Source organism: Collinsella ihumii (genome assembly GCF_030385545.1).
Lineage (GTDB): Bacteria > Actinomycetota > Coriobacteriia > Coriobacteriales > Coriobacteriaceae > Collinsella > Collinsella ihumii.
The window spans coordinates 112104-123881 of sequence record NZ_JAUEIQ010000008.1 but is presented as its reverse complement, the minus strand read 5'-3'; the positions used below and the strand labels follow the sequence as shown (position 1 = coordinate 123881).

The window sequence follows — 11778 nt, the reverse complement described above, 5'->3', positions numbered from 1 at the left end:
TGTAACAGTTACGGTATCACCCGGCCGGAATGCACGGAATCGCACCGGATTCCGCGCATTCCGGCCGGGTGATACCGGCATGGTTGCAGCTAGATTCTTTTCTGAGAACGCCGAGAAGCCTGGGGCTACAGCACCGAGCGGGTGCCCTCCCCCATCTCGACCACCGCCGACAGGCCGGCGAGCGCCGCCTCGTCGGCGGCCAGCGCGTCCTCGACCGCCCGGCGCTGCTCGGCCACCGCCGCACGTGCCGTACCGCCGCGCGTCGTGCGCGCCGCCACGATAGCATCGAGGTCGAACGCGCCCACCACGTCGTCACCGAACAGGTCGCTTGCCGCGCGGAACGTCTCGATCGGCAGCTCAGAGATATCGCAGCCGGCCTTCTCCGCCTCGAGCACCAGGTGCCCCACGACGGCGTGCGCCTCGCGGAACGGCATGCCGCGCTTAGCGAGGTAGTCGGCAACATCGGTCGCCGCCAGGTGCCCCCGGTGCATGACGGCACGCATGCGCCCCGCGTTCACCTTCCACGTGCTCACCATGCCGCGCATGACCGTCAGGCACTGGTCGAGCGTGTGCGCCGCGTCGAGCGCGCCCTCCTTGTCCTCCTGGAGGTCCTTGTTGTAGGCAAGCGGCAGGCCCTTGCACGTCATGAGCAGCTGGACCAGGTCGCCCACCACGCGCCCGGTCTTGCCGCGGATGAGCTCGGCGAAATCGGGGTTCTTCTTCTGCGGCATGATCGACGAGCCGGTCGAGAAGGCGTCGGACAGGGTGATGAACCCGAACTCCTGGCTGCTCCACAACACGATCTCCTCGGACAGGCGCGACAGGTGCACCGCCATGACCGAGCAGGCGTACTCGAGGTCGAGCAGGAAGTCGCGGTCGGACACCGCATCCAGCGAATTCTCGATCACGCGGGAGAAGCCCAGCGCTTCGGCCGTCATCTGGCGGTCGAGCGGATAGGTGGTTCCGGCAAGCGCGGCGGCGCCGAGCGGAGAGGCGTCGGCGGCGTCGAACGCGGCCCGCAGGCGGCCGAAGTCGCGCGTCAGCATCCACACGTAGGCGAGCAGCTGGTGCGCGAAGAGCACGGGCTGCGCGTGCTGGAGGTGCGTCATGCCCGGCAAGATGGTGTCGCCGGCCGCATCCGCCGCCTCGACCAGCGCGCGGCGCAGACCCAGGTTGTCCTCCATGAGCTGCTTAGCGAGCGCCTTGGCGGCCAGTCGGGTGTCGGTCGCGACCTGGTCGTTGCGCGAGCGGCCGGTGTGCAACCGCCCGCCCGCCTCGCCGATGCGCCGCGTGAGCTCGGACTCGATGGACATATGGATGTCCTCGTCGTTGATGTCGAACGAGAACGCCCCCGCATCGATGTCCGCCTGGATGCCGTCGAGACCCGCGCAGATGGCGTCGCGGTCCTCCTCGCTGATGATGCCCTGCGCGGCGAGCATGGTCGCGTGCGCCTTGGATCCCGCGATGTCCTGACGGTACAGATGCCGATCGATCGGCAGCGACGCGCCGAACTCCTGCGTCACCTCGGATACCGCTTCTTCAAAACGGCCGCCCCACAGCGCCATCTTGCAACCTCCTTGTGTCCGGCGGACAAGCCCGCCGCCCGCTTCGTGTAAAGGGTAAGTATACGCCGCCCGCCCGGACCCGTCTGCACAAGACGGGTCCGGGCAGGCAAAACCAGGGCGCCGCAGCGAGTATGCCGCGGCGCCCGCCGAGCTCGGTGTTTCCCTAGTCGATCTTCTGCAGACCGGAACCCGGACCCTGCACGCGCGACCAGGTGCGGTGCTGCATGCTGTGCAGCTCGATGAAGCCGGGCGCGGCTTCGTGCGGGAAGGTGTCGCCCTCATCGTAGGTCGCGAGGTTCTTGTCGTAGAGGCTGTAGTCGGAGCGCACGCCGTCGACGAACAGGCCGCCGCGGCACAGCTTGATGCGGACCTCGCCGGTCACGAACTTCTGCGTGTAGGCGTTGTAGGCGTCCAGCGCGAAGCGGTTCTGGCTGAACCACAGGCCGCGGTACACCGCGCTCGCCCACTCGACATCGAGTTTGGCCTTCTCCTTCAGCGTCTCGTAGTCGAGGCAGAGCGTCTCGAGCGTATGGTGCGCCTCGATGAGCAGCAGCGCGGCGGGGCACTCGTAGCACTCACGGCTCTTGATGCCCACGACGCGGTCCTCGATCATGTCGAGGCGGCCGTACCCGTTGCGACCGGCGATCTCGTTGGCCTTGATGATGAGGTCGAGCAGCTCCATCTTCTCGCCGTTGATGGAGGTCGGAACGCCGCCCTCGAACCCGATGATGACGGTCTCGGGCTCGGCGGGGCAGTCCACGGGGTCGGCGGTCATCGTCCAGATGTCAGCCGGCGGGGTGTTCCAGGTGTCCTCGAGCACGCCGCACTCGATGGCGCGGCCCCACAGGTTGTCGTCGATGGAATAGGGCTTCTTCTTGGTGGTGGGCACCGGTACGTCGTGAGCGGCCGCCCACTCCATCTCGGACTCACGGGAGGTCAGGTCCCACTCGCGAACCGGCGCGATGATCTCCAGATCGGGGTCGAGCGCGCGGATCGAGGTCTCGAAGCGCACCTGGTCGTTGCCCTTGCCCGTGCAGCCGTGCGCCACGTACTTGGCGCCGTAGCGGTGGGCGATCTCGACGAGGTGCTTGGAGATCAGCGGGCGGGACAGAGCGGAAAGCAGCGGGTAGACGCCCTCGTACTTGCCGTTCGCCCAGATCGCCTTGGACAGGAAGTCGCGCGCGTACTCGGCGCGCATGTCGACCGCCTCGGACGCGATCGCGCCCATGTCGAGGGCCTTCTGGCGAATCCACTCGAGATCCTTCTCGTCCTGGCCGACGTTGCCGCAGATGGCGATGACGTCGAGGTTCTTCTCGACCTGCAGCCACTTGATGCAGACCGAGGTGTCCAGACCGCCCGAGTACGCGAGTACGACCTTTTCCTTGCTCATGGTGTTCCCTTCCTTGTCAAGGTTTGCAAACGAAACATCAACGAGCCCGTCACGGCGCTTATACGATATGTAATGAAAGGTTGGGCCGCGGCACCAGCTGCCGTGGCGAGATCAACCCGACGCACCTATAGACGAACCCTGCCGGAGAGCCCTCCTCTCCATGCGAACAGAGACGACCGTTTTATCGTCGTCGGGAAATTGCACGCTGGCGTCGCGTCGCGATATCGGCAGCAGTCTGGCCGGGCAGCATGGCGTTGCGCGCCATGGCCTGAATTGTCGCCAGCACGTAGCCCACCGTTCGCTTCCTTTCTGCATCGACCCTGCGTGCGTATCGTCTCGACGCATGGGAGCGTCGATTGGTCGCTACTATACGCTAAAGTGTCTGCTTGCGAAACCGTCAATAGGAAAGAAACATTCTAGAAATCTACGGTCCGGCACGCTTCCTTAGGGAAGCGCCGATCAATTGCTTTCGCGACGCCCGCTACGGGGCCGACCGGCGCGGAATGAATTGGTCGGCGCTTCCCTAAGCCGACTCGCCCGTGACGAGGCGGGAGATCTCGGATCGCCTGGCCACCATCACGATCAGCGGCACGAGCAGCACCACGCAGCTCGCCCCGATCAGCACGCCCTGGACGCCGAACAGATGCGCCAGCACGGGCGCCGCGAACAGCGGGACCGCCCCCGCCCCGCTGAAGCCGGCGTTCATGACCGAGTTGACGCGGCCGAGCAGATGGAGCGGGGCGTGCATCTGGACCAGGGTGTGCTGCAGCGGCGTGACCATGCCGAACGCGCAGCCGAGCAGAAGCTGGCCCGCGATGGCGCATCCCACATGCGACGTGCCCACGTACAGCACGCACGCCGCGCCCTCGAAGGCGATGAGCAGCATCAGGGTCCGCACGTTCACCCAGCGCCGCGGCACGCGCATGGCCGCGAGCGCGCCCACGACGCTGCCCAGGCCCGCAGCGCTCGAAAGCCATCCCATCCACGAGATATCGACCTGCAGCACGTCGCGGTAATAGAGCGACTCCAGCGGGTCGAACGCGCCGTAGCCGGCATATGCGAGCACGCCGACCCAGAACAGCAGGGCGAGCGAGGGGGCCGCGAACACCGTGCGCGTTGAATCGGCGAGCGTCGAGCCCTCGGGGCCCTGCGAATCCCCGCGCTCCCGCTCCCCCGCCCGCGCGGAGGCCCCGATGCGGCGCAGCAGCGCCCCCGCGGGAACAAGCGCCAGGGCGGACAGCACCGCCGTGAACGCGAAGACGCGCTGCGACGGGAGGAAGGTCGCGATGATCCCGCCGACCGCCGGGCCCACGACCACTGCGACGTTGGAGACGACCGACATGATCGCGTTCATCCGCTTGCGCTGCTCCGCGTCGTCGCTCAGATAGGCGGGATAGGCCGACAGGTAGGCGTATCCCACGCCCGTTGCGAACCCGAACGCCGCGCTCATGGCGAGCACGGCCGCCACGGATCCGCCCGCGGCCTGGAACAGCGCGCTCGACGCCACGGCCACGCCCAGGGCGACCGCCGTGTGGGCCTTGGGCCCGTGCGTATCGAGCAGCGACCCGCCCGCCGTGTTCCCCGCGATGATAAAGAGGTTGAACAGGCCGACGGCCATGGCGATGTCGCCGGTCCCGGCATGAAGCTGGTAGGTCAGCGTGCCGATGATGCCGATGAAATACGAAGCCTGGACGCCCAGGTAGAGCATGAATCGAACCGCGGCGAGCGCGAACGTGCCGCGCGGCAAGGATGCGCGGATACCTGCGAACATGTGGGTGATCTCCTTTCTGATGGTGCTTTTTCTGGACGGAATCGCTTCTGCCCACGGCGGCGCGGCGCCCTTCCGTGGGGAAACGATCCCAAAAAAGCACTATCAGCAGGCGATCTCGAGCAGGCGGTCGATCACTTGCGCCACGCCGCGCTCGTTGTTGGAGGGGGCGACGAAGCGCGCATGGGCGCGCATGTGATCCTCCGCGTTGGCGACGACATAGCTATGGCCCACTGCCTCGAGCATCTGGACGTCGTTGTAGGTGTCGCCGAGCGCGAGCGCGTCGGCGACGGGCACGCCCAGGCACTCGCACAGCCGCGTGATACCCGTGCCCTTGTCGACGTGCTTGTTCATGAAGTCGATCCACTCCTTACCGGCATTGGTCACCGAGAAGCGCTCGCCCCATGCGTCGCGATAGGTCTGGGCATACACCTCCTCGGCCATGCGGTCGGGGAAATAGACCGTGTACTTGTCGGCCTCGGCATCGAGGCCCGCAAAGGTGTCGACGTACTCGATCTTGGTGAAGAAGCGGCGGAAGAAATCGTCGTAGACGCGGTCGCACTCGAGCAGGAAGGCGCTCTCCGTGCCGCACAGGACCGGGCGCCCGCGCCCGTCGTCGAGCGTGAAGTCGATGAGCTCGTGATAGGTGGGCGGATCGATCAGATCCTTGTAGGCGAGCCGTCCGTTCGCCCAGATGGCGGCGCCGTTATCGGCTATCAGCGCCATCTGGTCGAGATGGGATGCGAACATGTCCTTCAGGGTATACAGCGGCCGCCCGCTCGCGGCGCAGAAGACGATGCCCGCGCGCGCGAGCGCCTCGATGCGCTCGGACATGCCGGGCGGCATGCTCCCGTCGTCAGCGAGCAGGGTGCAGTCCATATCGCTCGCGACGATCCTGACGCGGGCGAGATCGACGTCGTCGAACATCGTAGGCATATCGTGAAGCGACATAGGCGCGAAACCTTTCATATCCCCCATGCTGCGGCACGACCCTCGCAGCAGACAACGGAAGATTATAGGGCAGTCGCCCGACCGGTGGCGCCAAGGGCGCCGAATATCGTGGGAGGGCCGGCGGATCGCACGGGATCCGCCGGCCCTGCAGGCAGTCGATTCCTACTTGGCATCCGCCCAGGTGACACCCGTGGACGCCTCGGCGATCAACGGGACGCGCAGCTTGACGACGCCCTCCATCTCCTCGACGACCATCGCGGTCAGGCGCTCGACCTCGTCGACGGGGCACTCGAAATCGAGTTCGTCGTGCACCTGCAGGATCATGCGCGCAGCGAAGCCCTCGTCGTGAAGACGGCGGGCGACGCGCGCCATGGCGATCTTGATGATGTCGGCGGCGCTGCCCTGCATGGGATGGTTCATGGCCGTGCGCTCGCCGAACGAGCGCTGTGCCGGGTTGCGCATCTTGAGCTCGGGGATGGGCCGGCGGCGCCCGAACATGGTCTCGGCATACCCCGTGCGCTTGGCCTCTGCGACGGTGCGGTCGAGGTAGGTGCGCACGCCGGGATACGCGCGGAAATACGCCTCGATCATCTCGCGCGCCTCGGCCATGGGGATGTCGAGCGACTGCGAGAGGCCGTAGGCCTGCTGGCCGTACACGATGCCGAAGTTCACGGCCTTGGCGCGGCTGCGCAGCTGGGGCGTGACCTCCTCGACCGGCACGCCGAACACGCGCGCAGCGGTCTCGGCGTGAAAGTCCTCCCCCTCGTTGAAGGCGCGCACCAGGTGCTCGTCTTCGGAGAGATGCGCGAGCAGGCGCAGCTCGATCTGGCTGTAGTCGACCGCGAGGAACACCGCGCCCTCGCCTGCCGCGAACGCCGTCTTCACGGTGTGCCCGAGCTCGGAGCGGGTGGGGATGTTCTGCAGGTTGGGGTTGGACGACGACAGGCGACCCGTAGCGGTGATGGTCTGGTTGTACGTGGTGTGCACGCGGCCGTCCCCGCGACGCTGCTGGCCGAGCGTGTCCAGATAGGTGGACTTGATCTTGGTCTTCTCGCGCCATTCGAGGATCAGGCGAACGATCTCGTGGTCGCGCGCGAGGTCGTCGAGCACCTTCGCGTTGGTGGAATAGTAGCCGCGCTGCGTCTTCTTGAGGCCCTTGGTGGGCAGGCCCATGACGTCGAACAGGATGTGCGACAGCTGCATGGGGCTGGCGATGTTGAAGGAATCGTCGCCCGCAAGCGCGCGGATACGCCCGGCAAGCTCATCGATCTGGCCGACGAGCTTGTCGGACATCTCGCTCAGGCGCTCGGGGTCGAGGCGCATGCCCGTGCGCTCCATATCGGCGAGCACCGGGATGAGCGGCATCTCGATCTGCGTGAACACGCGCGCGGCGCGTGTACGGTCGAGCGACTCGGCAAGCGGCATGAGGGCCGTGCGCGCCAGGACCGCCGAACGCGCGGCGGCGGGCACGGCGCCCTCGGCAGCGCCGTCTTCGCCCGCGGCCGCGGGAAGCTGCACGTTCAGGTACGCGTCAGCGATGTACCCGTCATCGAACGACGAGCGCGCCGAATCGAGCAGGTAGGCGGCGACGACCGTATCGAAGATCCGGTCGGGATCGATCGCGAGGACGTCGATGTGGGCGGGCACGGAGGAATCGGCCGGGGCGAGCTCGTGGATAAGCGCCTTCACGTCCGGGGAGACGACCTTCCCCTCGCCGAACAAGCGGAGCAAAACGCCCGCGATCAGGCCGTGCGAGAAGTCGTAGCCGTCGACCTTCGGCAGGTCGCAGGCGCCGCCGTCGGGCTCCTCGAAGGCGAGCAGCGCGTCGGGGGCAGCGACCCACAGCGTGTGCGTGAGGCCGAACAGGGCCCCCGCCTCGCGGTCGTCGTCAAGCACCGCGGCGATCCACTCCCCCGCCTCGATGGCCCGCGCGAGCTCGCGGGCGGCCTGCTCGACGTTCTCGCCCGTCGCGGCGTAGGCATGCAGGGCGTCGGGGATATCGAGGGTCGAGGCGGCCGCCTCGGGCGCGCCCTCGCCGCCGATTAGCGCGAGGAAGCGGTTCTGCATGGCGTTGATGCCCAGCTCCCCGAGGGCGTCCGCGACCGAGGACGCGTCGTAGGCCGGAAACGCCGTGTGCTCGAAATCGAGCTCGACCGGCGCGTTCGTCTGGATGGTCGCCACCTTGCGCGAAAGCAGCGCGTCGTCGATGTGCGCGCGCAGGTTCTCGCCCATCTTCCCCTTGACCTCATCGGCGTGCGCGATGACCTCGTCGAGCGAGCCGTACTGCGCGATGAGGGCGCTCGCCTTCTTGGGGCCGATGCCCGGCACGCCGGGGATGTTGTCGGAGGTGTCGCCCTTGAGGCCGTAGAAATCGGGCACGAGCTCGGGCGTGATGCCGTGGTAGAGATCCTCGACCGACTCGGGCGTCATGATCTGGACGTCGGAGAGGCCCTTCTTGGTGCCGACGATCTTCACGTGCTCGGTGGAGAGCTGGTACATGTCGCGGTCGCCGGTGATGAGGTACATGTCGCAGCCGGCCGTCTCGCCCATGCGCGCGAGCGTGCCCAGGATGTCGTCGCCCTCCCAGCCCTCGGCCTCGAGGATGGGCACCGACAGCTTGGACAGGAGCTCCTTGATCATGGGGAACTGCTGGCGCAGGTCCGGATCCATGGGCGGGCGCTGGGCCTTGTACTGCGGGAGCATCTCCATGCGCACGCGCGGCTTGCCCTTGTCGAAGGCCACAGCCACGCCGTCCGGATGGAAGGCGTCAATCATCTTCAGGAACATGTTGAGAAAGCCGAAGATGGCGTTCGTGGGACGGCCGTCCGGCGCGTTCATAGTGGGCGGCACGGCGTGGAACGCGCGGTGCATGAGCGAGTTGCCGTCGATGACGGCAAACGTGCGGCGGATATCGGGCATAAGTCATCCTCTCGTTTGCGAACTGGGTCAAGTCTACCCGTCCGCGAGAGTACGCGCCACGGGAAGAGGCGCAAGACACCGTGATACACATCGACCAAGCGCGATCGTCGCATCGATCCACGACCCCCTGCCGAAATGTCGCGGAGCGATGATAAAGAGGTCTTCAGATCCATCTTTTTTAGACTGCCCCAGGATGCTTGCGTCATCAGACGTTACAGGGCGTCAACGAGCAATCGCAAAACAAGCAGCAGAGAATCGGGAAACACGGCATTGTCGGGCCCCTGATCGAGCAAACGCTCAACGTGCAGCAATCCGCGGCAGCGGTTCTAGCAGCGGTGTTCCCGTCATCATTCCCCGAGGGCGCGAAAGCTCCATTTAATCCGCGCATCCGCAATGAATGCGACCACGGGATCGGGCGGGTAAACCGTACCGTGGGTCCGTTTCAATCCACACGCCCACGAGGGGCGCGACTATTGAGATCGGGGGCCTCTGCGAGCATGCGGCCGTTTCAATCCACGCACCCACGAGGGGTGCGACTTCCGCCTGCAATCATTCAGGGCGGCGCGACTGAGTTTCAATCCACGCACCCGCGAGGGGTGCGACTCGGCCGAAATATGCTCATCTACCTCACCCCCGTGTTTCAATCCACGCACCCGCGAGGGGTGCGACGCGAATTGCCTACCGATGTGCCTACCCCCTCCCAGTTTCAATCCACGCACCCGCGAGGGGTGCGACCGTAATCGCCGTGGCCACTGAATCTGCTGCGCTGTTTCAATCCACGCACCCGCGAGGGGTGCGACGCGGAAAAACGTGGGAGCGCCCACCAGCAACGACGTTTCAATCCACGCACCCGCGAGGGGTGCGACAGGCACGCACCGCCGCACTCAGCCTACCGACTTGGGTTTCAATCCACGCACCCGCGAGGGGTGCGACAAAAATGGTACACGATGCCGTCGCGCCGCGTCTTGTTTCAATCCACGCACCCGCGAGGGGTGCGACGCTCGGCGAGGATGTCGGAGGCGTCGGCGTCGGTGTTTCAATCCACGCACCCGCGAGGGGTGCGACGGCCTTAGTATACGTCAACGGGAATAAAACTGCCGATAATATGCAGTCGTCGGCGCTAACATACCTTCATGGGATATAATGCCGTTACAAATATGACAACATACTTTCATTACCTGCGCGAACCTCCCGAAGTATTGACGGAGCTTAAGGTTCGCGCAGCGACAACAAGCGCCTATATCAACAGCAAGCCCTCTGGATCATATGCATCATTCGCACCAAGTCGTTCGACGCGACGTTTCCAGTTCTTACCAAGATTGTAGAAGAGAAGGCTGTCCTTCTCTTTATCAATTATCTCGGCAAGCTCATGCTTCAGCAATTCATATTGCGCAGGATCCAGCAAGCATTCAAACACAGAACATTGGACCCTCTGCCCATATTTCACGCAGGTCTTTGCGACACGACGCAACCTTCGCTCTCCGCCGTCTTCTCCTGTGGCAACGTCATACGTTATAAGCACATACAACTGCCCCTCACCTCCATAGACATGCCGGGTAATCATCTAGGTCCCCGTGTAAATATCGAGCCAATAGTTGTGCCTGGATAAACGGAATGACGCCCATCGGCACCCGCTCTTTGAGAAATGGATGGATGACCTCCTCCTGTTTGCGCCGTTGCCAAAGACCTAAAACCTTTTTGAGGGACCGTTCGTTAAAGAAACACCCTCCCTCGGCATCGAAAGAAAAATCAGCCTCCTTGACCTGTCTCCTGTTAAATAGGGAAAGCACAAACCGATCGACAAACGGGGCTCGAAGCTCTTCAATCAAGTCGAGGGCAAGACTCGCTCTGCCCGGTCTGCAGGCATGCAGATAACCAAGTTGTGGATCAAGACCGACCGATTCGCACGCCGTTGCGATCTCGCGTGAAAGTATCGAATAGAGCAACGACAAAGCTGCGTTAACGGGATCCTTTGACGGTCTCCTTGACCTACCGGCAAAAAGCTTGTCACCAGATTCAATACGAAGGAGCTTTGCGAAAATCGAGAAATATCGACGAGCACAATCCCCTTCAACGCCTCGAACATCCTGAAGGGACCGAGGCTCGGAGGCTCTTTCCAAAGCGGCTCCCAAAACGTCAAGCACCGGGATTGCGGACTCGCGAAGATCTGGATAGTCCCTCGCATAATGCCTTAGTACAGTCGATGAATTGTGAAGCTTGGCCTGCAGGAATCTGGTCGCTAAATGCAAGCTGCCTTCTTCATCGGATGCTCGGCGATATTGTTCCTTTCGCAGCAGAACGCTACCGCGCACCGGCCCCTCCACACGAGCCTTGAACCGACCCCGATCCCCCGGTCGGCGCATGTAGCGAGAACGGCCATGCTGCAACCTACATGACCAAATAGAACGACACCTTCGAGCACATGAAACGGAACGCTCATTATCTGTTCCTCGTCAAGCACAACCGACAGAGCATCGTCTTTCTTCCGGAGCAACGCATCCGGGTTTGTCACGTACAGCGTGTTGAGTAATCTCCTCATTGCGACCTCCCGAGGCCCAGCCCAAAATCTTCCCAATAGTCGATAGCGCTTAGCCCACCAACTGATGGCAGGCACTCTTCACGCAGGGGCATCGCCTGCACCGGCTGCGGGCTTCCGCCCTTGGTGTAAGGCCAAGGGCGTACAGTTCATGCATTCGGCGAGCGAGGCGCCCAACGCGTCCTCTCAACTTCTCGGTAATCTCGACGACCTCTCGCCTGCGTGTCTCCCCGTAATAGAGGGCACCCACATCGATGCGGACGCCCTCCATCTCTTCTAGGCAAAGTGCTTGAGCGCAAACCTGCAACCTATCCCAATCTTCGATTTTTGGATTGCCGACCTTATATTCGACGGGCATTATGCTCAACTTGCTATCAGCGTCGTATTCGACGATATCCGCGACACCGTAAAGACCGTAGACATAGCTTACAAGCCTTACCGATCGTTCTGCACGCAAGCCCGCTCGACATGAGTAACCTGAGGCGTCGACACGTTCGTGGAAGAATCTTCCGCGCAGCGTATCGGCGCTTTCTTCCCACATGCTCTCGACATGGATGAGTGCCCATTGCCGCTCGCAAAACGACAGATGCTGTAGGCCTGATAACGGGAGAAGCTCGTCTTCGGAATACACGGTTAACCCCCATGCTGA

General features: G+C 63.9%; 7 protein-coding genes, 1 pseudogene and 1 CRISPR repeat array. All 8 genes and pseudogenes read right to left on the bottom strand.

All coding sequences use genetic code 11. The features are described 5' to 3' along the window. Positions 1-125: 125 nt before the first annotated feature. On the bottom strand, positions 126-1565 hold the full coding sequence (gene argH, locus QVN30_RS08850; RefSeq protein WP_289836120.1) for an argininosuccinate lyase: 1440 nt from the start codon (positions 1563-1565) through the stop codon (positions 126-128). A 163-nt stretch (positions 1566-1728) separates the two neighbouring features. Further along, the gene (locus tag QVN30_RS08845; RefSeq protein ID WP_204539002.1) at positions 1729-2955 is read right to left on the bottom strand and encodes an argininosuccinate synthase; all 1227 of its coding nucleotides are present in this window, start codon (positions 2953-2955) and stop codon (positions 1729-1731) included. Positions 2956-3478: 523 nt separating this feature from the next. Further along, complete coding sequence (locus QVN30_RS08840) at positions 3479-4726, bottom strand: MFS transporter (protein WP_289836119.1); 1248 nt, start codon at positions 4724-4726, stop codon at positions 3479-3481. Positions 4727-4828: 102 nt separating this feature from the next. Next, the gene (locus QVN30_RS08835; RefSeq protein ID WP_066834308.1) at positions 4829-5659 is read right to left on the bottom strand and encodes a Cof-type HAD-IIB family hydrolase; all 831 of its coding nucleotides are present in this window, start codon (positions 5657-5659) and stop codon (positions 4829-4831) included. 177 nt (positions 5660-5836) lie between these two features. After that, complete coding sequence (polA, locus tag QVN30_RS08830; protein WP_289836118.1) at positions 5837-8593, bottom strand: DNA polymerase I; 2757 nt, start codon at positions 8591-8593, stop codon at positions 5837-5839. Positions 8594-9032: 439 nt separating this feature from the next. Further along, positions 9033-9658: direct repeats of the CRISPR family, unit length 32 nt; unit sequence GTTTCAATCCACGCACCCGCGAGGGGTGCGAC. A gap of 172 nt (positions 9659-9830) precedes the next feature. After that, the gene (gene cas2, locus QVN30_RS08825) at positions 9831-10157 is read right to left on the bottom strand and encodes a CRISPR-associated endonuclease Cas2 (protein ID WP_353738884.1); all 327 of its coding nucleotides are present in this window, start codon (positions 10155-10157) and stop codon (positions 9831-9833) included. Next, a pseudogene (cas1c, locus tag QVN30_RS08820) lies at positions 10129-11132 on the bottom strand (type I-C CRISPR-associated endonuclease Cas1c). The gene cas2 and the pseudogene cas1c overlap by 29 nt, the downstream one beginning before the upstream one ends. 49 nt (positions 11133-11181) lie before the next feature. Further along, entirely contained in the window at positions 11182-11760 is a 579-nt protein-coding gene (gene cas4 / locus QVN30_RS08815; RefSeq protein WP_289836117.1) for a CRISPR-associated protein Cas4, read from the bottom strand. Positions 11761-11778: the final 18 nt, after the last annotated feature.

Bases quoted from the DNA above. Each gene is read 5' to 3' on its own strand.
- argH (WP_289836120.1), bottom strand. From the start codon at position 1,565: ATGGCGCTGTGGGGCGGCCGTTTTGAAGAAGCGGTATCCGAGGTGACG.
- QVN30_RS08845 (WP_204539002.1), bottom strand. From the start codon at position 2,955: ATGAGCAAGGAAAAGGTCGTACTCGCGTACTCGGGCGGTCTGGACACC.
- QVN30_RS08840 (WP_289836119.1), bottom strand. From the start codon at position 4,726: ATGTTCGCAGGTATCCGCGCATCCTTGCCGCGCGGCACGTTCGCGCTC.
- QVN30_RS08835 (WP_066834308.1), bottom strand. From the start codon at position 5,659: ATGCCTACGATGTTCGACGACGTCGATCTCGCCCGCGTCAGGATCGTC.
- polA (WP_289836118.1), bottom strand. From the start codon at position 8,593: ATGCCCGATATCCGCCGCACGTTTGCCGTCATCGACGGCAACTCGCTC.
- cas2 (WP_353738884.1), bottom strand. From the start codon at position 10,157: ATGATTACCCGGCATGTCTATGGAGGTGAGGGGCAGTTGTATGTGCTT.